We start from the raw sequence: 23,164 nt of genomic DNA, 5'->3' as shown, positions 1-23,164 counted from the left end.
GGATCCGCGCGTCCCCGCCACGTCGCCCGCCTGCCCGACCGCGACGTCCCTCCTGTACCCCGGCCGGCGCCCCGTGTCCCCCATTGCGCCCCTGCCCGCCGGGCCGGCACCCGCCTAGGCTGGACCGGTCGTCCCGCCCGCACCCGCGGGTGCCGCCCGTCCCGAGATGCGCGCGGCGCACCTGGCGACGGCAGACGCGACGACGGCGTCGGACGACCGGAGGCGACGTGCAGCACGACGGCGACGCGCCCGACGACGGCGCGAGCACGCTCATCCGCCCTCGCGCCGCGCTGCTCCGGCAGCTCGGCCTCGCCACGCTCGCGCTCGTGGTCCCCCTGGGCGCGGCGCTCCTCGTGCTCGCCGTCCCCACGGGGAACGCGGCGGCCGTGATCCTCGGCGTGGTCGTGATCGTGCTGCTGGGCGCCGTGCTCGCCGGCCTGTACCTCACCTCCTACGTGCGGATCTCGCACGCCACGGGCGACGTCGAGTCCCGCTTCCTCGGGCGGCGCACGCGCATCCACGGCAGCACCGTCCACGACCTCCTGGTGGTGCACGTCTACCAGGGCCTCACGCTCGACACGCAGCCGCGCCTGTTCGTCATGGACGTCGACGGCCGGCTCCTCCTCCGCCTCAGCGGCCACGTGTACGACCTCTGGACCATGCGCTCGATGGCGGCCGACCTCGACCTCCCGCTGACGGAGCAGGCGAAGGTGCTCACGATGGCGGAGCTGCGCGGGGCCAGGCGCGGGATCCTCCCCTGGTACGAGCGCTCGCGGATCGCGCTGGCCGGAGCGCTCGTGCTCCTGGGCGTGGGCGTGATCGGCGCCGTCGTCGGCATCATGGCGCTCACGGGCGTGCCCGTGTCGATCCGGCTGTGACGGACGCGGACGCGGCGCTCCGTCCGCTGCTCGAGCGCTGGCGGCTGGATCCGGACGGCCCGGCCGTGCGCACGGCCAGCAGCGTGCTCGCCCCGGTCCGCCGCGACGGCGCGCGCCTGATGCTCAAGGTGCCGCTCGTGGAGGAGGAGCGGCGCGGCGGGCGGCTGATGGCGGCCTGGGCCGGACGCGGTGCCGCGCCCGTGCTCGAGTCGGACGCCGACGGCACCGTGCTCATGGCGCGCGCGGGCGACCCGGGGATCCTCGTGCGGGAGGCCTCGGCCGACGGGCCGGACGCGGACGCGCGCGACGACCGGGCCACGCGGATCCTCGCCCGCGCCGCCGCCCGGCTGCACCTGGTCCCGCTGGACGCGCGGACGGTCGCCGAGGCCGTGCCGCTGGCCGTCTGGTTCCGCGAGCTGGTCGAGCCCGCGCGCCCGCTCCCCCGGTCCCTGGATCGCGGCGCCGGCGTCGCCCGCGAGCTGCTCGCCGGATCCGGGCCGGGCGTCGTGCTGCACGGCGACGTCCACCACGGCAACGTCCTGCGCTTCGGCGACGGCGACATCGGCAGCGACAGCGACAGCGACAGCGACAGCGACGACGCCTGGCGCGCCATCGACCCCAAGGCCCTCGTCGGCGACCCCGGCTTCGACACCGCGAACGTGCTCGCCAACCCGACCCCCGCGATCGCGCTGCGGCCGGGACGCCTGGCCCGCCGCGCCGGCGTGGTCGCCGAGGAGACGGGCGCCGACCTCGACGCCGTGCTCGCGTGGACGGAGGCGTGGTGCGCGCTGTCCGCGGCGTGGGACGCGGACGACGCCGCGAGCCTGCCCCGGGTGGAGGCGCTCGGCCGGCTCGGGGCCGCCGCGCGCGACGCCCGCCGCGGATCCGGCCGGCTGCTCTAGCTGGCGCCCTCCGGCTCGCGCTCCCCTCTCTCGCGCTCCCCTGTCCCGCGTGGCGCGGGGTCGGACGCCCGCCCTGCGACCGCGCCCAGCGCGCGCTCGAACGGCCCGCGCCCGATGGTCCGGGTCCAGAGCAGGCAGAGCAGCACCGTCACGATGACGAACGCCAGGTAGGCGCCGTCGTCCGCGATGAGGTCGCCCTCGGGCGCGACGAGGTCGATCACCACGATGTGCACCGCGTACACGGTGAGCGCGAGCTGCCCGACCGCCTCGAGCGGCGCGAGCACGACCGGCAGGAGGGCGGCGATGCGCAGGCACAGGCCGATCACCGCGATGGCGAACCCGCCGGATCCCACGACCTCGAACGGCGAGCCCTCGTGCGGCGTCGTCGAGAGGATGAACTCCCACCCCGGCGGCGGCGCGGGCAGCGCGGCCTCGAGGAGCGCCGAGCCGCCGTACGCGAGCACGGCGAGCCCGGCGCCGACGGTCACGAGCAGCAGCTGCACGCGCGCCGAGCCGAGCGCGAGGCGGCCGATCCCGAGGCCCGCGATGGCGAACACCACCCAGGTGAGCGCCGGGTAGTGGCCCGTGACGACGAGCACCACGAACGGATCCGGCCGCATCAGCGCGCCGTCGAAGTGGATGGCGAGCGCGGTGGTCGCGACCGGCAGCGCGACGGCGGCGACCGCGGCGAGCGCCAGCAGCCGAGACGCCCGCCAGCGCAGCAGCGGCAGCACGGCCACGAACAGCACGGCGTAGACCTCGAGGATCACGGCGACGTACGTCTGCAGCGACGCCAGCAGCCCGCCGAGGAGGAACAGGCACGCGGCGCGCACGAGGATCCGCAGGCGCACGCGCGCGAGGTCGCTGCCGTCCGCCGGCCGCTCGCGCCCCGACATCAGCGCGATGGAGAGCCCCGCGAGCGTCGCGAAGAGGATGGAGGAGCGGCCGTCCGTGATGGCGAGCCAGCTCGCCGGCTCGTCGAGCTCGAGGGTCCGCGGCACGGCGACGTGCGCCGCCATCATCCCGAGGACCGCGAGGCCGCGCGCGGCGTCGATCCCCCGCAGGCGGGCCGGGTCGCGGGCGGGGCTCATGGCCTCACCCTACCCAGCGGCCGCGGGCCGTCGACGGCCGTCAGTTCGTGAGGGCCGGCACCGTCCGCGGCTGGACGATGAGCCACATCGAGAGGATCGACACGACCGCGCACGCCCCCATGACGGCCGCCATCGGCACGCCCGAGGTGATGCCGATCACGCCGACGATGGGCGAGATCGCGCCCGCCAGCCCGAAGTTCACGGCACCGAGCAGCGACGCGGCGGTGCCGGCCTCGTGCCCGTGGTTGACGAGCCCGAGCACCTGCACGCAGGGGAAGCCGAAGCCGCACGCGAGGATGAAGAAGAACAGCGGGATCAGGGTGCCGAGCAGCCCCGCGTCGGTGAACGTCCCGAGCAGCACGATCGTCGCTGACGACAGGAACTGCACGGTGACGACGCCCGCGAGGATCCACTGCGGCCCGATGACCTTCGTGAGCCTGGCGGCGATCTGGTTGCCGATCACGACCCCGAGCGAGTTGATCCCGAACAGGATCCCGAACTGCTGCGCGTCGAACCCGTACACGTCCTGGAACAGGAACGACGAGCTGGAGAGGTAGGAGAAGAGCCCCGCGAACTGCATCCCACCGATGAGGGCGACGCCGACGAACACGCGGTCGCCGAGCACCGAGCGGTAGCGGCGGAGGAGCGTCCCCTTCTCCTCGACGCGCACCCGGTCCTTGGGCAGCGTCTCGACGATGAAGAAGGTGACGGCGATCACGACGAGGATCGCGTAGGCGGTGAGCGCGTAGAACACGCCGCGCCAGTCGACGAACCGCAGCAGCTGCGAGCCGATCACGGGCGCGAGGATCGGCGCGAGCCCGGTCACGAGGGCGAGCCGCGAGAGCATGCGCACGAGCGGACGGCCGCCGAAGAGGTCGCGCACCATCGCCATCGCCACGACCGCTCCACCCGCGGCGCCGGCGCCCTGGAGGATGCGGAAGACGAGCAGCACGGTGACGTCGGGCGCGAGCGCGGCGCCGAGCGACGCGAGGATGTGCAGGCTCGTGGCGACGATCAGCGGCAGGCGGCGGCCCACGCGGTCGCTCCACGGGCCGACCACGAGCTGGCCGAGGGCGAACCCGACGGTCGTGCCCGTCAGGGTCAGCTGGACGGCCGCGTCCGAGACGCCGAACTGGTCCTTGATCACCGGGAAGGCGGGCAGGTAGAGGTCGATCGTGAACGGCCCGAGGCCGACGAGGGCGCCCAGCACGAGGATGTAGACGATGCGCTCCCGGCGGGAGAGCGCGTCGCCGGGGTGGAGGACGGCAGACGACACGGGACGTTCCTTCGGGATGAGGGGGGGCGCGGGGGGCCGGAGGACGGAGGGCGTGCGCGTGCACCGCCTCGATGTCCAACTGGAGCGCGCCCGGCTTATTCCCAGCCCAGGGAATCGCCGCGCGGCCGCTCCTCAGCGCCGGAGCGCGCGGACGACCCGCTCCACGTCGTCCTCGTCGTTCCAGAGGTGGAACGCGATGCGCGCGCGGCCCGCGCGGCCCGAGGCGACGATCCCCGCCGCCCCGAGGGAGGCGAGGTCGGCGCCGTCCGCGTCCGGCCAGGTGACGATGGCCTGCCCGCGCGGCTCGATGCCGAGGCCCGCGCTCACGAGGTCGCCGAGCTCGACGTTCCTGCGGTGCACGGCGTCGAGGTCGAGGCGCGCGAAGAGCGCGATCGCCGGGGCGGCGCCCACCCACGCGCCGAACGCGGGCGACACGTCGAACGCGCGCGCGTCCTCGGCGAGCGCCATCGCGGGTCCGTAGCAGGACGCCCACACGTCGGCGCCGGCGTACCAGTTGGCCTGCACGGGCACGAGGGTGCGGCGGTAGCGGTCGGACAGCGTGAGGAACGCGGCGCCGCGCGGGGCGCAGAGCCACTTGTACGCGTGGCATGCCGTCGCGTCGAACAGGCTCGCGTCGATCGGCATGGCGCCCGCCGCCTGCGTGGTGTCGCAGAGCGTGAAGGCGTCGTGCATCCGCGCGGCCTCCCGGATCGCGGCGACGTCGGCGACCCGGCCGTCGGCGGACTGCACGAGGGAGAACGCGACCAGGTGCGTGCGCGGGCCGATCTCGGCCGCGAGCTCCTCGAGCGGCACGTGCCGCACCACGACGCCGCGCGCCTCCGCCACGACGAACGGGTACGTGAGCGAGCTGAAGTCGCCCGCCACGCACAGCACCTCGGCGCCCGCGGGCACGGCGGCGGCGAGCACGCTCACGAAGGAGGCGGTCTGCGAGCCGACGGCGACGGATCCCACCGGCACGCCCACGAGCGATGCGTACGACGCGCGCACGCCCTCGACGACGCCGCCGTAGCCGTGCGCGGTGGATCCGCCGGCCGACCACGTCGTGAGGTCGGCCCGCAGGCGCTCGACCGTGGCGCGCGTGGGCAGGCCCATGGTGCAGGCGGACAGGTAGCCGGGCCCGGCCTCGAACAGGTCGCGCAGGTCGGCGGGCAGGGGCGCGGTCGTCATGCGTCCAGCGTGTCGTCGCCCGATCCATCGAGCAAGACCCCTCCGAGCATGCGTCACATAAGCCCACGTTATGATCCGCGCATGACCGACGCACCCCCGCCCGCACGCGACCTGGATTCCGCGGCCCTCGCAGCGGTGCACGCCCTCGCCGTGCGCGGGTCGATCACCGCGGCTGCCCAGGCGCTCGGCGTCAGCCAGCCCGCCCTCTCTCAGACGCTCCGCCGCCTCGAGGCGCGCATCGGCGTGCCCGTCACCGCGCGCGCCGGTCGCGGCGTCGTCCTCACGGAGGCCGGCCGCGTCCTCGCGAGGCACGCCGAGACCGTGGTGCACGCCATCGACCAGGCCGCCGACGAGCTCGACGACCTGCGGGGCCTCCGCGCCGGGACCGTCCGCGTCGCGGCGTTCCCGTCCGCGTCGTCGACGGTCGTGCCCCGGCTCCTCGGGGGCCTCGCGAAGGCGCATCCGGGCCTCGGCTTCGGCTACCTCGAGGCCGAGCCGCCCGAGGCCGTCGCGGCGGTCCGCGCTCGCGAGGCGGACGTCGCCGTCACCTTCGCCTACCCGGACGACGCCGACGACCCGGGCGCGCGCTCCCTCGACGGCCTCGAGTCCCGGCCGCTCTGGCGCGAGACGCTGTGGGCCGTCCTGCCGGAGGCGCGCGCGCTGCGACACCGCGGCCCGCTCGCGCTCCACGACCTCGCCGACGACAGGTGGATCGCGGGCTGCGTGCGCTGCCGCCGCCACCTCGTGAGCGCGTGCGCCCGCAGCGGCTTCGCGCCGGCGACGTCCTTCGAGACCGACAACGCCGCAGCGGCCGTCGGCATGGTCCAGGCGGGGCTCGGGGTCGCGCTCCTGCCGTCGCTCGCCCTCGCGACCGCTCCCCTCCCCCGCGGCGTCGTCCGCCGGCGGATCTCGGGCGTCGGCGAGCGCGTGGTCCACGTCGTCACGGCACCGGGCGGATCCGCCTCGCCCGCCGTGCACGCCGCCGTCGCGGCGCTCGTCCGGCTGCGCGTCGGCGACTGGGAGCTCCGCCGGGCGTGAGCGCGCGCCGCCCGCGTGCGGTCGGCCCGCGCGATCCGTCCCCCGGCGGATTGTCGGAGGTCCTCCGTAATGTCTGAGGGGTCTGCCTCCGGTGTCCACCGCGGGCACCCTGACGCGGAGGAACGGTGACGCATGTCGGACGAGCACGGCGACGAGCACCAGGACGAGGTCCAGGCCTCGGGCGGATCCACGGAGCGGCTGAACCGGCACCTGCAGCGCAGCCACTCCGAGCAGGCCAGGTACCTGTCCGCCTACTTCGGCTGGAGCCTGCACGGCGACCTCATCCGCTCCCACGGCACGACCGTGGCGATGTTCGTGGAGGACCTCGCCGACGCCATGCTCGCGCTGGGCTGGCTCGACGGCTCCGGCATCATCTGGGACGCGGTGCCGGTCGACGCCGACCGCGCCGTCGCCGAGGTGCGCCGCCACCAGATGGAGCAGGGGTGGATGCCGCCCGCGACCGAGTGATGACGCGCGCCTCCGCGCGCGCTGTGCGTGCTGGCCCCCGTCGCGCCGCTGCTCGATCGCGGGAGTAGCGTCCGAAGGGATAAGGCCGTCGGGGGACGCGTCTCGCAGACGGCCAGGAGGACACATGACGGACCACGACGGAGCGCTGCTCGACCGCGACATGGGACTGCTGCTCGCCGCCGCGTCCCGAGCGGTGATCTCGCTCTACAGGCCGTTGCTGAAGCCGTACCACCTCACGCACCCGCAGTACCTCGTCATGCTCGCCCTGCACGAGCACGATCCGCGTCGCGCGGGCGACCTGAGCGACGCCGTGCAGCTCACGCCGGGCACGCTGTCCCCGCTGTTCAAGCGCCTCGAGCTCCTCGGCTACATCACGCGCCAGCGCGACCTGGCCGACGAGCGCCGCCTCCTCATCGCCCTCACCGAGCGCGGCCGCGGCATCCTGCCCGACCTCCTCCGGGTCGCCGAGCAGGTGCACGACGACGTCGTCCACCGCAGCGGAGCCGACTCGACCGCGCAGGCGCGCCTGCGCAGCATGACCGAGCTGCTCCTCGACGCCTGAGCGCCCGCCGGCCGCGCCGCGGCGCCCGTCAGCGCGCGCCGTCGACCACGCGCTGCCACAGCGTGTGGTCGCTCCACGCGCCGTCGATCCGCAGGTACGCCGGCGCGATGCCGATCGCGTCGAACCCGGCACGCGCGAGCACCTCCTCGGATCCGCCGTTCCCCACGAGGGTCGACGCCTCCAGCCGGTGCAGCCCAGCGGCGCGCGCGATGCGGACCGCCTCCCGGGCAGCCGCCGTCGCGAGCCCGGCGCCCTGGCGCTCGCGGTCGATCCAGTAGCCGAGGCTCGCGCTCTGCGCCGCGCCGCGCTTCACGGCGAAGAGGTCGCAGCGGCCGATGACGCGGTCGCCCTCGACGACGAGGTACGGCAGGCCGGATCCGGCCGCCCGCTCGGCGATGCGCCCCGCGAGCTGCGCGCGCTGTCCCGCCGACGTGAAGAACGCGTCGGTGCGCGCGGGCTCGAAGGGCCGGAGGTGCTCCCGGTTCTCGCGGTACGCGGCGGCGAGCGCTGCAGCGTCGGTGATCCGCGCGGGCCGCATCACGATCCCGTCGGCGAGCACCGCACGCTCGTCCGTGCCGGGCGGTGGCCCGCTCACGCCCCGGGGCGCACGTGGCGCTCGGGCCGCGCGTCGACCGCCGGGATGGCGCGTTCGGCGATGAGGCGCGCGTACCAGAGGGCGCTGTCCTTGGGCGTCCGCTCCTGCGTCGCGTAGTCCACGTGCACGATGCCGAACCGCTTCGAGTAGCCGTATGCCCACTCGAAGTTGTCGAGGAGCGACCACACCTGGTAGCCGCGGAGGTCCACGCCGCGGGCCATCGCGCGGTGGGCCGCGGCGAAGTGGCGCGTCAGGTAGTCGATCCGCTCGGGGTCGTGGACCACCCGCACGCCGTCCTCCACGGTCACCTCGTCGTCGAACGCGGCGCCGTTCTCCGTCACCATGAGCGGCAGGTCGGGGAACTCGTCGTGCAGCGACACGAGCAGGTCCTCGAGGCCCTGCGGCTCGATGTTCCAGCCCATGGCCGTGTAGGGGCCCGGCTGCTCGAGGAACTCGACGTCGTCGGTGCCGGGGAACGGGGTCGCGGCGACGTCGCCGTGGATGGACGTGCCGCCGCCCGCGACGGAGCCGTCCCGCATCCGCACCCGGCTGGTGTTGTAGTAGTTGACGCCCAGCAGGTGCAGCGGCTGGCGGATGAGCTCGGTGTCGCCGGGCAGCACGAACGACCAGTCGGTGATCGAGGCGGTGTCCTCGAGCACGTCGGCGGGGTAGCGGCCGTGCAGCAGCGGGTCGAGGAACACGCGGTTGCCGACGCCGTCGACGCGGCGCACGGCCTCGGTTCCCGTGCCGCCCTCGCCGCGGATCACGTGCAGGTTCAGCGTGATGGAGAAGCGCGCGTCGGCCGGCACGACCTCCCGGAGCGCCCGGACCGCGAGGCCGTGCGCGAGGTTGAGGTGGTGCACCGCGCGGAACGAGTCCTCGGCGTCGGTGCGGCCGGGTGCGTGCACGCCGGCCGCGTAGCCGAGGTACGCCGAGCACCACGGCTCGTTCAGCGTGGTCCAGGTGCCGACGCGGTCGCCGAGCGCCTCGCCCATGATCCGCGCGTAGTCGGCGAACGCGTACGCGGTGTCGCGGTTCGCCCAGCCGCCCTCGTCCTCGAGCGCCTGCGGCAGGTCCCAGTGGTAGAGCGTCGCGATGGGCGTGATCCCCCGCGCCACGAGCCCGTCGACCAGCCGCCCGTAGAACGCCAGGCCCTCCGCGTTCGCCGGCCCGCGCCCGGTCGGCTGGATGCGCGGCCACGCGATCGAGAAGCGGTAGGCCTCCAGGCCGAGCGCCTGCATCAGGTCGAGGTCGGACTCGAGCCGGTGGAAGTGGTCGTCGGCGACATCGCCGGTGTCGCCACCGAGCACCCTGCCGGGCGTGCGGCTGAAGGTGTCCCAGATGGAGGGGCCGCGCCCGCCCTCGTCGACCGCGCCCTCGATCTGGTAGGCGGCGGTGGCGGATCCGAAGAGGAACCCGGGCGGGAACTCGAGGCCCTCGCCCCGGTCGTCGGCCGGATCCGCGTGCCGTCCGGCTGCGGCGGGCGATGCGTCGGTCATGTCGGGTGGACCTCTCCGTCGGGGCGATGGCGGGTCGGCGGATGCGCACGCGCGCGGTCGACGACGACCTCCTGCCATCCTGCCGGGGTGCTCGCGGCGCGTCCAGCCGACCCGCCCCGGCGCCGTGTCGGCGTTGTGCCCCAGCCGCGCTCCGGTTAGGTTGTAGCTAGCAACAAATCATCGACGACGCTGACAGGAGACACCATGGCGCTCACCCCCACCCGCGAGGACAAGTTCTCGTTCGGACTCTGGACCATCGGCTACACGGGGGCCGATCCCTTCGGCGGCCCGACCCGCTCCGACCTCGACGTGGTCGAGGGCGTCGAGCGCATCTCGGAGCTGGGCGCCTACGGCCTCACCTTCCACGACGACGACCTCTTCGCGTTCGGATCCACCGACGCCGAGCGCCAGACGCAGATCGACCGCCTCAAGGGCGCCCTCAGCGACACCGGCATCGTCGTGCCGATGGTCACCACCAACCTCTTCAGCGCGCCCGTCTTCAAGGACGGCGGCTTCACCAGCAACGACCGCGCCGTCCGCCGGTTCGCGATCCGCAAGGTGCTCCGCAACATCGACCTCGCCGCCGAGCTCGGCGCGCAGACGTTCGTGATGTGGGGCGGCCGCGAGGGCGCCGAGTACGACTCCGCCAAGGACGTCCGCGGCGCGCTCGAGCGCTACCGCGAGGCCGTCAACCTCCTCGGCGACTACGTCACCGACAAGGGCTACGACATCCGCTTCGCGATCGAGCCGAAGCCCAACGAGCCCCGCGGCGACATCCTGCTGCCGACCCTCGGCCACGCCCTCGCCTTCATCGAGACCCTCGAGCGCCCCGAGCTCGTCGGCGTGAACCCCGAGGTCGGCCACGAGCAGATGGCCGGCCTCAACTTCACCGCCGGCATCATGCAGGCGCTGTACCAGGGCAAGCTGTTCCACATCGACCTCAATGGCCAGCGCGGCATCAAGTACGACCAGGACCTCGTCTTCGGCCACGGCGACCTGCAGAACGCGTTCTCGCTCGTCGACCTGCTGGAGAACGGCGGCGTGGGCGGCGGCCGCTCCTACGACGGCCCCCGTCACTTCGACTACAAGCCCAGCCGCACCGAGGACATCACGGGCGTGTGGGACTCCGCCGCCGCGAACATGCGCATGTACCTGCTCCTCAAGGAGCGCGCGCAGGCCTTCCGCGCCGACCCCGAGGTACAGGAGGCGCTCGCCGCCGCCAAGGTCGACGAGATCTACACGCCGACGCTGAACGAGGGCGAGTCGTACGACGACATCCTCGCCGACCGCTCCTCCTACGAGGACTTCGACGCCCCGTCGTACTTCGACGCCAAGGGCTTCGGCTTCGTGCGCCTCAACCAGCTGGCGCTCGAGCACCTCATGGGCGCGCGCTCCTAGCCCGCCCTGGGCAGCGGGAAGCCGCCTCCGCATCGCGGAGGCGGCTTCCTCTGCTTCACGGGGTCACATCGCGCGACGGCGCAGCTCTCGTGACTCGCACGGTGCCGTGACCCAGGTGGAGAGCAGCGTCAGGTCGCCTTCCCCCGAGCACGGCGCGCCGCTCACCTGAAGTCGTCAGCCGGCAGCTGACGGCAGACGTCCCCGGCTTGGATCATGGCCTTCCCGGTGTTGGGCCCGTAGATGCCATCGGCGGTGACGCCGATCTGCCGCTGGACCTGGATCAGCGCCCGGTACATGGCATTCGCGAACGTCCCGTCCACACCGAGGTCCTTCCCGTAGCACTGGTCGAGCGACGTCTGCAACGCCTGTACGCCATAGCTCGTGACACCTCCCTTCCTGAGGAGACATGCACCGGTACTGGTGTCCCCGTCGAAGTACACGGGTATGTGATTCAACGCGCGGCCCTCGCCGACGACGTCGCCGCCTTCGTTGCAGATGTGGAGAGCGCGACTCACGCTCGCCCCCTGCTGGACGAGCTCGTGGCCGTCCTTCGCCTGGGGATCGTCGGCTGCGCGACTCGCGGTCGCGCCTCGGTCGGAAGTCGTGGATGACGACGCGGCATGAGCGGCGGGACCGGCGAAGGCGGCCGAGGCCAGCATCACGAGGACCGCAGCGGAAACGGAACTGAGACGGATCTGCATGGGGCATCACTTGCGCTCGAGGCGCATCAAGGAGTTCATGACGAACCCGCCGTCCGCGGTGCGGTGGCGGGCGCTCGGGATCGTATCCGGGTCGCCGTGATGCACACGCATCTCTCCCCCACCGCGACTCGTCCCACGACGGGGGCCCGGCATCCTCGTGGATGCCGGGCCCTCTGCATCGCTCAGACCGGCCGCGCTCACTCAGCTCGGTGTCCAGCGCGCCGGCTCGACCTCAGTGCAGCGGCAGGTTGTAGCGGAGTTCCGCTCCCCAGTCGATCGTGCCGCAGCCGTCTCCCCCGCAGCCCCCGACGATCGAGACCGTGAGGTAGAAGGTGCCGGGCGGATTGCCGATCGTCCCGGTGCTCACGCTCTTGAACGGCGTGAAGGTCTGCCCGAGCTCGGGGATCCCCGTCGCCTTCGCATACGAAGCGCTGACCCCAGGTCGCCGCATGCCCATCGAGTACGTGCCGCCCGCTCCTCGGGAGACCGACGTGATCTTCACGCTCTCCCCATTGCGGGCGTTGTTCTCGTATCGAGCGTGCTGGTACATCACGTTCACGAAGGTCTCCTGGCTTCCGGTGATGTGCTCCTGATCCGCGGATGCGGGTTCGGCCACCGTCACCACGGCCCCGAGGACGATTGCACCCGCGAGGAGGGACATCCCGGTCGATCGCCTCCACCGCCGGAGGCCCGACCGCTCACGCGCCCTCATCGGTTCGACTCCGTGTAGACGGCGCACTCGCTCCGGAACTCGACCGCTCGCGGGTCCTGCCCGGTCGCGCGGGCGTAGTCGTCCACGGAGGCGAGGTAGGCGGAGACGTCCATGCTCTCCTTCACCGCCGGCATGGCCTGCCATGCCGCCGGATCGAGCTGCGCGTCGATCTCGCTCTCCGGATAGACGCTGAGGACGGTGTTCGGCGTGAAGGCGTCCGACTCCTGCAGCCAGGCGCACCTGGAGTAGCGGGCCACGATCTGCGCGGGGATCCCGGCCTCGTAGGAGTATTCGGTCCCGTCCGCGGGGTGGAAGAACGAGGGGGCGAGCTCCGGGAAATGCCGACCCGCCGGGAGCACCCCCGTGAATTCCCCGACGGCCTTCTGCCATGCCGCGTCGATCTGATCTTGGGAATAGAATTCGTGGCCGTCCGCCGTCACCGTCGGTTCGGCTGCGTGGTCGACCGCCTTCTGCGGACCGGCCATCGCCGGCAGCGCCGATGACAGGCAGGCGCCGATCAGCACGACGGCCCCGATCCCTGAGTACAACTTCACGTGTCGCATGAGCCTCAATCGATATCCGGGTCGATTTCCATTCCGATCCCCGGGCATTTGTGACGATATCTCCCCAGACCCCGGGGCACATGCGCCGTTCGGGCCATATTGATTCCTCCGCCGGATGGGATAGGAATGGAGGCGCCGCGCCCGCGTGACCGACGCGGGAATCCGGCTCCGAGGCGATCAGCGCATCCGGTTCACCACGTCGAGCCGCGAGACAGCTCCTAGCTTCCCCATCACATTGCTGACGTGCCGCTTCACGGTCCCCGGCGCTATCCCGAGACGGTGGGCGATCTGCCTGTTGGTCAGAGCCCGCGCCAGGAGCACCACGACCTCGACCTCGCGGGCCGTTAGACGCTGCGGCGTTCCGGCTGACCGGAGAGCGCCCCGGACAGTTCCCACCAGCACGGCGAACGACGCGGTCGTCGACACTCGCGCGTCCGAGCAGGCCTCATCGGCGGGCACCCCGCTGAGGGGCTGCCCACCCTCGTGCAGCGACACGACCCGGAACCCGGGATGCCGTGTGCGGATGCCGGCGGCCTGGCGCTGCAGCTGCGCACCCAGGAGGCGGGCGTCGACGACGAGCACGTCCGCGTCCTGCTCGATGCAGGCACGCGCAGCGGTGCGTCCGTCTTCGCACACGCCCACGACGTCGATGTCGTCTTCGGCGAGCAGCAGCGCACGCATCCCCTCCTGAAGGAGCCCGGGACCGACCACGAGCACGACGCGCACGGCACGGCCTCTCATCGAGGACCGTCCACTCCGGGGGCGCCATGGCTCCCCCGGCATCCGGATCCCGCGCCCCCGCCGAGCAGATGGGGTCCTCCGCCCTGGGGCGTGGCCGTCGATGTCGGCATGCCCACCCGGGCCAGCGCCATGCCGTCCATGGAGACCGAAGCTAACGGGGTGAGCGTCTCCCTGGTCCGCGTTCTCCCGTCCGACTCCCGGTCCTCTGACGCACGAGGGGCCCGGCATCCGTGTGGATGCCGGGCCCTTCGGGTGCGCGTCAGCGCGGGTGCTGCGGGTGGATCAGGTCGCGGACTTGGATCCGCGGCTCTTGTTGAACACGTCGAACGCGACGGCCAGCAGGAGCACGAGGCCCTTGATGAGCTGCTGGTACTCCGTGCCCAGGCCGAGCAGCTGCATGCCGTTGTTCAGCACGCCCATGATCAGACCACCGATCATGGCGCCGATCACGGTGCCGATGCCGCCGGTGACCGCTGCTCCGCCGATGAAGACCGCGGCGATGGCGTCGAGCTCGAACCCGTTGCCGGCGCCCGGGAGCGCCGAGTTGCTGCGCGCCGTGAAGGCGATGCCCGCGAGCGCTGCCAGGACGCCCATGTTCACGAAGAGCAGGAAGTCCACGCGCTTCGTGTTGATGCCGGACAGCTGCGCGGCGTTGAGGTTGCCGCCTCGGGCGTAGATGTGCCGGCCGAAGATGCTGCGGTTCATCACCGCCGTGTAGACGAACACCAGGACCGCGAGGATGACGAGCACGATCGGGGTGCCCTGGTAGCTGGCGAGCAGGTACGTGATGCCGAGCACGAGGATCGCGATGGTGGCGAGCTTCGTGATGAACCAGGCGAAGGGCTCGTCCTCGAGGTTGAGCTTGACGCGGGCGCGACGCTCGCGGAGCTGCTGCGCGACGAGGAAGACCGCGGCCAGCACGCCCAGCGTGACGGTGACCCACTCGAGGTAGGACGTGCCGCCCGAGGGGTCGGGCAGGAAGCCCGCGCCTACGGAGACGTACTCGTCCGGGAACGGCGTGATGGGGCGGTTCTGCAGGACGATCTGCGCGAGGCCGCGGAACGTGAGCATGCCCGCCAGGGTCACGATGAAGGCCGGGATGCCGACGTACGCCACCCAGAAGCCCTGCCAGGCGCCGATGAGGCCGCCGATCACGAGGCTCAAGACGATGGAGACGTACCAGGGCAGACCCCAGTTCACCGCGAACACACCCGAGACGGCGCCGACGAGGGCCACCACCGAGCCGACCGACAGGTCGATGTGGCCGGCGATGATGACCATCACCATGCCGATCGCGAGGATCAGGATGTAGGCGTTCTGGACGACGATGCTCGTGACGTTGCGGGGCTCGAGGAGCGTCCCGTTCGTGAGGATCTGGAACAGCACCACGATCGCGATCAGCGCGATGAAGATGCCGATCTGCCTGAGGCGACTGACGAGGAAACCCGCCACACTGCTGAGACTGGACATGCTTGCTATTCCTTTTCCTTGGTCATGTAGGACATGAGGCTCTCGGGGGTCGCCTCGGCGATCGGCAGCTGTCCCGTGATCCGCCCGGCGGAGAGGGCGTAGATGCGGTCGCAGATGCCGAGCAGCTCGGGCAGCTCGCTGGAGATGACGATGACGGCCTTCCCCTGCGCGGCGAGCGCGTTGATGATCGTGTAGATCTCGTACTTGGCGCCGACGTCGATGCCTCGGGTGGGCTCGTCGAGGATGAGCACGTCCGGGTCGGAGAACATCCACTTGGAGAGGACGACCTTCTGCTGGTTGCCGCCGGAGAGCTTCCCGGTGATGGCGCCCACGCTCGGGGCCTTGATGTTCATCGACTTCCGGTAGCCGTCGGCCACCACGTACTCCTGGTTCGCGTCGACCCAGCCGGCCTTGGCCAGCTTGTCCAGCGCGGCGCCGGAGACGTTGCGCTTGATGTCGTCGATGAGGTTGAGGCCGTAGTGCTTGCGGTCCTCGGTGGCGTACGCGATGCCGTGCTTGATGGCGTCGCCGACCGTCTTGGCCTGGATCTCCTTGCCGCGCTTGTAGAGCTTGCCGGAGATGTTCGCGCCGTAGGAGCGGCCGAAGACGCTCATCGCGAGCTCGGTGCGACCCGCGCCCATGAGGCCGGCGATGCCGACGACCTCGCCTGCGCGGACGTTGAGGTTGGCGTGGTCGACGATGACCCGGGAGTGCTCCTGCGGGTGGTGGACCGTCCAGTCCTCGATGCGGAGGACCTCCTCGCCGATGTCCGGCGTGCGGTCGGGGTAGCGGCTCTGCAGGTCGCGGCCGACCATGCCCTTGATGATGCGCTCCTCGCTGATGGAGTCGCGCGCGAGGTCGAGGGTCTCGATGGTCTTGCCGTCGCGGATGATCGTCACCGCGTCGGCGATCGCCTTGATCTCGTTCAGCTTGTGGCTGATGATGATGCTCGTGATGCCCTGGCCCTTGAGGTGCTTGATCAGGTCGAGCAGGTGGGCGGAGTCCTCGTCGTTCAGCGCCGCGGTGGGCTCGTCGAGGATGAGGAGCTTCACCTCCTTGGAGAGGGCCTTCGCGATCTCCACGAGCTGCTGCTTGCCCACGCCGATGTCGGCGATCTTGGTGGCCGGGTTGTCGCTCAGCCCGACACGGGCGAGGAGCTTCGCGGCCTCCACGTTGGTGGCGTTCCAGTCGATGAAGCCGCCCTTGGAGATCTCGTTGCCGAGGAAGATGTTCTCCGCGATGGAGAGGAAGGGGCTCAGCGCGAGCTCCTGGTGGATGATCACCACGCCCGACTTCTCGCTGTCGCGGATGCTGGAGAACTTGACGACCTCGTTCTCGAGGACGATGTCGCCGTCGTAGGAACCGGCCGGGTAGACGCCCGAGAGGACCTTCATCAGGGTCGACTTGCCCGCGCCGTTCTCGCCGCAGATCGCGTGGCACGTGCCGCGCGTGACCTCGAGAGTGACGTCCTGCAGCGCCTTGACGCCGGGGAACGTCTTGGTGATGCCGCGCATCTCGAGAATGTGGTTGGCCATGGCCTGCCTCACTTGTGTGGATGGTGGTGCCGGGTTCCCGGCGGTGGTGCTGCGGACGGCGGGTGACCGCCGTCCGGGATCCGGCCGGCCGCGGTGCGCGGCCGGCCCGAGCCGGTGGAGGGGGGGGGGGGGCCCCGGCCGCGCCCCCCGGCCGGGTGCGCCGCCGGGGCGGCGCGGGAGGGGGCTACTCGCCCTTGTCGATCTCGTCCTGCGTGTAGTAGCCGCTGTCCACGATGACCTCGACGAGGTTGTCCTTCGTCACGGTCACGGGGGCGAACTGCTTGGTCGGGACGTCCTTCACCTTGTTGTTGTAGGAGTCAGGAGCGTCGGGCGTGCCGCCGGTGAGCAGGTCGTCGACCATCGTGACGGCCTCCTTGCCGAGCAGGCGCGTGTCCTTGAAGATCGTCGAGTACTGGACGCCGTCGAGGATGAGCTTGTCGGACGCCTTCTCGCCGTCCTGGCCCGTGATGATCGGCATGGCGTCGCTGGCGACGCCGGCCGAGGTCAGGGCCTGGATGATGCCGCGCGACAGGCCGTCGTACGGCGAGAGGACGCCGTCCGGCTTGGCGCTGCCGGGGTACGAGCCGGAGAGCAGGTTCTCCATGCGGGCCTGTGCGCCCTCCTGCTTCCACTGCTGGATCGCGACCTGGCTGAAGTCCGACTGGCCGGAGCCGATCGTGATCTGGCCGGACTCGAGGAACGGCTTCAGGACGCTCATCGCGCCGTCGTAGAAGAACTGCGCGTTGTTGTCGTCCGGGCTGCCGGCGAAGACCTCGATGGTCTTCTTCTCGGTGCTGCCGGTGGCCTTGCCGTCGGCGTCCACGAGACCGAGGCCCTGCAGGAGGGAGTTGCCCTGGAGCACGCCGACCTGCTGGTTGTCGAACGTCGTGTAGTAGTCGACGTCCTCGGTGCCGTTGATCAGGCGGTCGTACGCGATGACCTTGACGCCGTCGTCGGCCGCGGTCTTGAGGACCTGGGTCAGCGCGGTGCCGTCGATCGACGCGACGATGAGCGCCTTGGCGCCCTTGTTGAGCATCGTCTCGATCTGCGAGATCTGGTCCTGCACCTTGTCGTTCGCGTACTGCAGGTCGACCTTGTAGCCGAGCTTGGTGAGCTGGTCGTTGACGTTGTTGCCGTCGTCGACCCAGCGCTCGCTCGTCTTGGTGGGCATGGCGACGCCGACGAGGGCGCCCTTGTTGTCCTCGGTGCCGCCGGCGCTGCCGCCGCGGCCTCCGCCGCCGCCGCCGGAGCAGGCGGCGAGGGAGAGGGCGATGCTCGTGGCGGCGATGCCGACGAGTACCTTCTTCATCTTCACGGTCGTGTCCTTTCGTACTGCTGCTGTGAGGCGCTCGCCCGGCTTCTGCGCCGGATGCGCACCCCTGGTGTGGGTGTTACAGGCCCTGGGCCAGGCGGTGGTACGCCTGGTTCCAGCGGACTTCCTTGGTGAAACCCTTGAGGGTCGTGTCCTCGTCGATGACGAGGAGCTCGGTGCGCGCGATCTCGGCGAAGTCCTCGAAGACCTCGACGCCGACCTGCGTGCTCATGACCGTGTGGTGGGCGGCCCCGGCGGTTAGCCAGGCCGCTGCGCTCGTCGCGAGATCCGGCGCGGGCTTCCACACGGCGCGGGCGACGGGCAGGTTCGGGAGCGGCTCGTCGAGCGGCACGACCTCCACGACGTTGGCGACGATGCGGAACCTGTCGCGCATGTCCGACATGGCGACGACGACCGCGGGGCCGGGGTCGGTGTCGAAGACGAGGCGCACGGGATCCTCGCGCCCGCCGATGCCGAGCGGGTGGATCTCGAGGCTCGGGCGGCCGGTGGTGAGCGTGGGGCAGATCTCGAGCATGTGCGCGCCCAGGATCTTCTCCTCGCCGGGGACGAGGTGGTACGTGTAGTCCTCCATGAGGCTCGCGCCACCCGGGAGCCCCGAGCCCATGACCTTCGCCGCGCGGATCAGCACGGCCGTCTTCCAGTCGCCCTCGGCGCCGAAGCCGTAGCCCTCGGCCATGAGCCGCTGGACGGCCAGGCCGGGGAGCTGGCGGAGGCCGCCGAGGTCCTCGAAGCTCGTGGTGAAGGCGCCGAAGCCGCCCTCCTCGAGGAACGAACGGAGCCCGACCTCGATGGCCGCGCCGTAGCGGAGCGACTCGTGGCGCTCCCCGCCGCGCCGCAGCTCGGGCTGGATGTCGTAGAGGGTCTCGTACTCGTCGACCAGCGCGTCGATCTCGGCCTCGGTCGCCGCGTCCACGCGCTCGACGAGGTCGTTGACGCCCCACGTGTTGACGCTGACGCCGAACTTGAGCTCGGCCTCCGTCTTGTCGCCCTCGGTGACCGCGACGTTGCGCATGTTGTCGCCGAAGCGGGCGACCTTCAGCTCGTGGACGGCGGCCCAGCCGGCGGCGGCGCGCATCCACGTGCCGATGCTGGCGCGCACGGACTCGGTGCTCACGTGGCCGACGACCGTCTTGCGGACGACGCCGAGGCGCGACTGGATGTAGCCGAACTCGCGGTCGCCGTGCGCGGCCTGGTTGAGGTTCATGAAGTCCATGTCGATGCTGCTCCAGGGCAGCGCGACGTTGGCCTGCGTGTGCAGGTGGAGGAAGGGCTTCTGCAGGGCGTCGAGGCCCTGGATCCACATCTTCGCGGGGCTGAACGTGTGCATCCACGCGATGAGGCCGATGGTGCGGTCGCTCGCGTTGGCCTCGAGGGCCATGCGGCGGATGCTGTCGGAGTCCTTGAGGACGGGCTTCCACACGACGCGGACGGGGATGTCCGACGCCTCCTCGAGCTGCCGGGCGATCTCCTGCGACTGCTCGGCGACCTGCTGGAGCGTCTCCTCGCCGTAGAGGTTCTGGCTGCCCGTGAGGAACCAGACCTCGTAGTGGTCGAGGGAGGTGGTGATGCGGCTCACTTCAGGGCTCCTTGGGGTGCTTGTCCGTAGACGTTCTGGTAGCGGTCGAACAGGGAGTCGACGGCGTCGATGGGGAGCGGCGCGGGCTCGCCGAGCTGGCGGGAGATGTGCACGGTGCGTGCCACGTCCTCGACCATCACGGCCGCCTTGACGGCGTCCTTCGCGTCCTTGCCGATGGTGAAGGGCCCGTGGCCGGCCATCAGGACGGCGCGCGAGCGGTGCCCGGTGAGCGTCTCGACGATGCCGCGGCCGATCGAGTCGTCGCCGATGATCGCGAACGGGCCGACGGGGATCTCGCCGCCGAACTCGTCCGCCATCGCGGTGATGACGCACGGGATGGGCTCGCGCCTGGCCGCCCATGCGACCGCGTAGGTCGAGTGCGTGTGGACCACGCCGCCCACCTCGGGCATGTTGCGGTAGACGTACGCGTGCGCCGCGGTGTCGCTCGACGGGGCGTTGCGCGAGCCGGGGGTGTCCGGGATCACGTTGCCGTCGAGGTCGCAGAGGATCATGTTCTCGGGGCTCAGGTCGTCGTAGCTCACGCCGGACGGCTTGATGACGAACAGGTCGGCGCCGGGGACGCGGCCGGAGACGTTGCCGCCGGTCCAGACCACGAGGCCGTAGCGCACGAGCTCGCCGTGCAGGCGGGAGACCTCGGAGCGGACGCGGGCGACCGCGACCTCGATCTCGGGGGCGAAGCCGCTCACGCGCGGGCCTCCCTCTTCAGCGACTTGAGGCGCTTCATGACGTCGTTGGCGCCGCGGCCGAAGTGGTCGTGGAGCGTCGAGTACTCCTCGTAGAGGCGGTCGTAGGCGAGCGCGCGCTCCTCGCTGGGCTGGTACCTGCCGCGCTCGACCTTCCCCATGGCGTCGCCCGCGACGCGCACGTCCGGGTAGGCGCCCGCGGCGACGGCGGCGTGGATCGCGGATCCCAGCGCCGGGCCCTGCTCGCTCGTGATGACCGAGATGGGGAGGCGGAGGATGTCGCTGTAGGCCTGCATGAGGAACGCGTTCTTCAGCAGGCCGCCCGCGACGATGAACTCGGTGACGGGGACGCCGGACGCGGCGAAGGTCTCGACGATCTTCCGCGTGCCGAACGCGGTCGCCTCGAGCAGAGCCCGGTAGACCTCCTCGGTGCGCGTGGTGAGCGTGGTGCCGATGACGAGGCCGGAGAGCTCGTGGTCGACGAGGACCGAGCGGTTGCCCGAGTGCCAGTCGAGCGCCACGAGGCCGTGGCCGCCGACGGGCTGGTCGGCCGCGAGGTCGGTGAGGTGCTGGTGCACGCTCTTGCCCGCGGCAGCGGCCTCCTCGGCGTAGCGCGCGGGCACCTGGTTCTTGACGTACCAGGCGAAGATGTCGCCGACGCCGGACTGGCCGGCCTCGTAGCCGTAGAGCCCCGAGACGATGCCGCCGTCGACGACGCCGCACATGCCGGGGACCTCGGTGAGCACGTCGCTGTTCATGACGTGGCAGGTGCTCGTGCCCATGATGGCGACCATCTGGCCGGGCTCGACGGCGCGGGCGACGGGCGCGGTGACGTGCGCGTCGACGTTGCCGACCGCGACCGCGATGCCCTCGGGCAGACCGGTCCAGGCGGCGGCCTCGGCGGAGAGCGTGCCGGCGGCGGATCCGAGCTGGCCGATCTCGTGCGCGACCTTGTCCTCGGCGAACGTGGCGAAGTCGGGGTTCAGGGCGCCGAGGAAGTCGCGGGTGGGGTACTCGCCGTCCTGGAGGATGCCCTTGTAGCCGGCGGTGCAGGCGTTGCGGACGTAGCTGCCGGTGAGCTGCCAGACGATCCAGTCGGCCGCCTCGACCCAGTGGTCCATGAGGGCGTAGAGCTCCGGGTCCTCCTCGAGCAGCTGGAGGCCCTTGGCGAACTCCCACTCGCTGGAGATGAGGCCGCCGTAGCGGGCCAGCCACTTCTCGCCGCGCTCCTCGGCCAGCGCGTTGATGCGGTCGGCGTGCGACTGCGCCGCGTGGTGCTTCCAGAGCTTGACGTACGCGTGCGGGCGGTCGGCGAGACCCTCGACCTCGTTGAGCGGGGTGCCGTCGGCGAGCGTGGGGACCATGGTGCACGCGGTGAAGTCGGTGCCGATGCCGATGACGCGGACGGGGTCGATGCCGGCCTCGCGGACGGCGGCGGGGACGGCCTGCTTGAGCACGTCCACGTAGTCGCTCGGGACCTGGAGGGCCCACTCGGGCGGCAGCTGCGCGCCGGTCGCGGCGAGCGTGTCGTCCATCACCGCGTGCGGGTAGTCGAGGACGCCGGAGCCGAGCTCGACGCCGTCCGAGACGCGCACCACGACCGCACGGCCGGAGAGGGTGCCGTAGTCGACCCCGATGACGTAGCTCTCGGCGTCCGTGCCGGGCTGGGCCTCGGCTGCGGTGCTCACGGGGGCGCTGGGCACGGGATCGACTCCTTCGTCTGATGCATGGCGATCCGGGAAGACCGCCTGCCGATGTGAACGGTCACATCAGCGGATGTCACTCTACACACGCCCGGGATCGACCTGTCAACCGGAGACGCCCCACCCCCTCGAAGTGGGGTGGCGGCGGCTGGGGAGGACGGGGCCGGGCGGCCACCCGATCACGAGGAGGGCGGGCCGGTGGATGCGCGGACGACCAGCTCCGGCGTGATCGTGCCGCGGTACCTGTCCCCCGTGCCGCCCATCCCGTCGAGCAGCAGCGCGACGCAGCGGCGGCCGACCTCGGCGAAGTCCTGGCGGACGGTCGTGAGCGGCGGCCAGAAGTGCGCGGCCTCCGGGATGTCGTCGAAGCCGACGATGCTGACGTCGCCCGGCACGTCGAGGCCCGCGTCGCGCACGGCGTGGATGAGCCCGAGGGCCATCTGGTCGTTGCTGGAGAAGATCGCCGTGAAGTCGCGGAGGCGCAGCATCTCGCGGCCCGCGTAGAACCCGAACTCCGCGGTCCAGTCGCCGAGGATGGGCGCCGTGGTGGGCACCTCGGCGGCCGACATCGCATCGAGGAAGCCGCGCATCCGCGCCTCCGCCTCGATCCAGTCCTGCGGACCGGCGAGGTGGTAGATGTCGCGGTGGCCGAGCTCGAGCAGGTGACGCGTGGCGAGGCGCGCGCCCGCGATCTGGTCGACGGAGAGGTCGTGCGCGTCGCCGCGCCCGTCGCTCTGCATGGTCACGTAGGGGACGTCGAGGGACATGCTCGCGATGACCTCGCGCACCCGCACCTGCGGCGCCACGACCACGAGTCCCTCCACGGCCTGGTCGACGAGGTGGCCGAGCGCGACCTGGATCGCGGCCTCGTCGGACGAGGGCAGGTTCGTGGTCGTGACGAGGTAGCCGGCCTCGCGGGCGGCCGCCTCGATCGCGGCGATGGAGGACGCCGGACCGTACTGCGAGCTCTGGGCGGTGAGCACGCCGATGGTGCGGGAGCGGCTGGTGACGAGGGCCCGGGCGGCGCGGTTCGGGCGGTACTGGATCTGCTCCATCACGTCGAGCACGCGTTGGCGCGTCTCGGCGCGGAGCGAGGGCGAGTCGTTGAGTACGCGCGAGACCGTCTGGTGCGAGACCCCGGCGAGGCGCGCGACGTCGCGGATGCTGGGCGCCCTGCCGCGCGGCGTCTCCGTCGTCATCATCGACCCCGTCTCCGTCCGGGCGTCCGCCC

The 23,164-nt window shown here is 71.7% G+C and carries 22 protein-coding genes; 6 read left to right on the top strand and 16 right to left on the bottom strand.

Translation table 11 applies throughout. From position 1 onward, the window contains the following. Positions 1-227 precede the first annotated feature (227 nt). Both KYT88_RS04590 and KYT88_RS04585 read left to right on the top strand, forming a co-directional pair. Positions 228-878: a hypothetical protein gene (locus KYT88_RS04590; protein WP_043588392.1), complete on the top strand. Its 651-nt coding sequence runs from the start codon at positions 228-230 to the stop codon at positions 876-878. Beyond that, complete coding sequence (locus KYT88_RS04585; protein WP_237583785.1) at positions 875-1,780, top strand: aminoglycoside phosphotransferase family protein; 906 nt, start codon at positions 875-877, stop codon at positions 1,778-1,780. The genes KYT88_RS04590 and KYT88_RS04585 overlap by 4 nt, the downstream gene beginning before the upstream one ends. On the opposite strand, the gene KYT88_RS04580 is transcribed toward KYT88_RS04585, so the two are convergent. The 3 genes from KYT88_RS04580 to KYT88_RS04570 form a co-directional block, all read right to left on the bottom strand. Further along, positions 1,777-2,871: a heparan-alpha-glucosaminide N-acetyltransferase domain-containing protein gene (locus KYT88_RS04580; RefSeq protein WP_043588389.1), complete on the bottom strand. Its 1,095-nt coding sequence runs from the start codon at positions 2,869-2,871 to the stop codon at positions 1,777-1,779. The genes KYT88_RS04585 and KYT88_RS04580 overlap by 4 nt on opposite strands. A 40-nt stretch (positions 2,872-2,911) precedes the next feature. Further along, positions 2,912-4,147, bottom strand: a complete 1,236-nt coding sequence (locus KYT88_RS04575; RefSeq protein WP_043588387.1) for a multidrug effflux MFS transporter — start codon at positions 4,145-4,147, stop codon at positions 2,912-2,914. A gap of 132 nt (positions 4,148-4,279) precedes the next feature. Next, positions 4,280-5,335, bottom strand: a complete 1,056-nt coding sequence (locus KYT88_RS04570) for an aminotransferase class V-fold PLP-dependent enzyme (protein ID WP_043588385.1) — start codon at positions 5,333-5,335, stop codon at positions 4,280-4,282. 81 nt (positions 5,336-5,416) lie between these two features. Here KYT88_RS04570 and KYT88_RS04565 point away from each other — a divergent pair, with 81 nt between their 5' ends. From KYT88_RS04565 to KYT88_RS04555, 3 genes are all read left to right on the top strand, one after another. Then, positions 5,417-6,373 carry a LysR substrate-binding domain-containing protein gene (locus KYT88_RS04565; protein WP_043588383.1) on the top strand — a complete coding sequence of 319 codons (957 nt, stop codon included), beginning with the start codon at positions 5,417-5,419 and terminating at the stop codon, positions 6,371-6,373. Positions 6,374-6,505: 132 nt separating this feature from the next. Next, on the top strand, positions 6,506-6,841 hold the full coding sequence (locus KYT88_RS04560; protein WP_043588382.1) for a hypothetical protein: 336 nt from the start codon (positions 6,506-6,508) through the stop codon (positions 6,839-6,841). A gap of 124 nt (positions 6,842-6,965) precedes the next feature. Further along, entirely contained in the window at positions 6,966-7,403 is a 438-nt protein-coding gene (locus KYT88_RS04555; protein ID WP_012037570.1) for a MarR family winged helix-turn-helix transcriptional regulator, read from the top strand. A gap of 28 nt (positions 7,404-7,431) precedes the next feature. On the opposite strand, the gene KYT88_RS04550 is transcribed toward KYT88_RS04555, so the two are convergent. Both KYT88_RS04550 and KYT88_RS04545 read right to left on the bottom strand, forming a co-directional pair. Next, positions 7,432-7,962, bottom strand: coding sequence for a GNAT family N-acetyltransferase (locus tag KYT88_RS04550; protein ID WP_237583784.1), 531 nt, complete (start codon positions 7,960-7,962; stop codon positions 7,432-7,434). 32 nt (positions 7,963-7,994) lie between these two features. After that, positions 7,995-9,497 (bottom strand): GH1 family beta-glucosidase, encoded by a 1,503-nt coding sequence (locus KYT88_RS04545; protein WP_043588378.1) that lies wholly within the window; start codon positions 9,495-9,497, stop codon positions 7,995-7,997. A gap of 204 nt (positions 9,498-9,701) precedes the next feature. Between KYT88_RS04545 and xylA the strand changes: the two genes are divergently transcribed. Next, positions 9,702-10,895: a xylose isomerase gene (gene xylA / locus KYT88_RS04540; protein WP_043588376.1), complete on the top strand. Its 1,194-nt coding sequence runs from the start codon at positions 9,702-9,704 to the stop codon at positions 10,893-10,895. Positions 10,896-11,056: 161 nt separating this feature from the next. Here the strand turns inward: xylA and KYT88_RS04535 are convergent, their stop codons facing one another. The 11 genes from KYT88_RS04535 to KYT88_RS04485 all read right to left on the bottom strand — a co-directional run bounded on the left by KYT88_RS04535 (position 11,057) and on the right by KYT88_RS04485 (position 23,135). Next, complete coding sequence (locus KYT88_RS04535) at positions 11,057-11,596, bottom strand: peptidoglycan-binding domain-containing protein (protein ID WP_043588374.1); 540 nt, start codon at positions 11,594-11,596, stop codon at positions 11,057-11,059. 232 nt (positions 11,597-11,828) lie between these two features. Further along, positions 11,829-12,257: a hypothetical protein gene (locus KYT88_RS04530; RefSeq protein WP_043588372.1), complete on the bottom strand. Its 429-nt coding sequence runs from the start codon at positions 12,255-12,257 to the stop codon at positions 11,829-11,831. 47 nt (positions 12,258-12,304) lie between these two features. After that, positions 12,305-12,862: a hypothetical protein gene (locus tag KYT88_RS04525; protein WP_147362329.1), complete on the bottom strand. Its 558-nt coding sequence runs from the start codon at positions 12,860-12,862 to the stop codon at positions 12,305-12,307. 186 nt (positions 12,863-13,048) lie between these two features. After that, positions 13,049-13,597, bottom strand: a complete 549-nt coding sequence (locus KYT88_RS04520) for a response regulator transcription factor (RefSeq protein ID WP_051629440.1) — start codon at positions 13,595-13,597, stop codon at positions 13,049-13,051. Between the two features lie 297 nt (positions 13,598-13,894). Further along, positions 13,895-15,082: a multiple monosaccharide ABC transporter permease gene (gene mmsB / locus KYT88_RS04515; RefSeq protein WP_043588368.1), complete on the bottom strand. Its 1,188-nt coding sequence runs from the start codon at positions 15,080-15,082 to the stop codon at positions 13,895-13,897. 5 nt (positions 15,083-15,087) lie between these two features. Next, a complete protein-coding gene (gene mmsA / locus KYT88_RS04510; protein ID WP_043588366.1) occupies positions 15,088-16,617 on the bottom strand; it encodes a multiple monosaccharide ABC transporter ATP-binding protein in 1,530 nt (509 codons plus the stop codon). A gap of 184 nt (positions 16,618-16,801) precedes the next feature. Further along, positions 16,802-17,932, bottom strand: a complete 1,131-nt coding sequence (locus KYT88_RS04505) for a substrate-binding domain-containing protein (protein ID WP_081841004.1) — start codon at positions 17,930-17,932, stop codon at positions 16,802-16,804. Positions 17,933-18,008: 76 nt separating this feature from the next. Then, positions 18,009-19,526: an L-arabinose isomerase gene (gene araA / locus KYT88_RS04500; protein ID WP_043588364.1), complete on the bottom strand. Its 1,518-nt coding sequence runs from the start codon at positions 19,524-19,526 to the stop codon at positions 18,009-18,011. Then, positions 19,523-20,233, bottom strand: coding sequence for an L-ribulose-5-phosphate 4-epimerase (locus tag KYT88_RS04495; RefSeq protein ID WP_043588362.1), 711 nt, complete (start codon positions 20,231-20,233; stop codon positions 19,523-19,525). Before KYT88_RS04495 ends, araA begins: the two co-directional genes overlap by 4 nt. Continuing rightward, on the bottom strand, positions 20,230-21,933 hold the full coding sequence (gene araB / locus KYT88_RS04490) for a ribulokinase (protein WP_043588360.1): 1,704 nt from the start codon (positions 21,931-21,933) through the stop codon (positions 20,230-20,232). Before araB ends, KYT88_RS04495 begins: the two co-directional genes overlap by 4 nt. Positions 21,934-22,112: 179 nt before the next feature. Next, positions 22,113-23,135 (bottom strand): LacI family DNA-binding transcriptional regulator, encoded by a 1,023-nt coding sequence (locus KYT88_RS04485; RefSeq protein ID WP_043588358.1) that lies wholly within the window; start codon positions 23,133-23,135, stop codon positions 22,113-22,115. Positions 23,136-23,164 lie beyond the last annotated feature (29 nt).

This window comes from Clavibacter sp. A6099, from assembly GCF_021919125.1.
Taxonomy (GTDB): domain Bacteria; phylum Actinomycetota; class Actinomycetes; order Actinomycetales; family Microbacteriaceae; genus Clavibacter; species Clavibacter seminis.
This window is presented reverse-complemented; position numbering and strand designations above follow the sequence as displayed.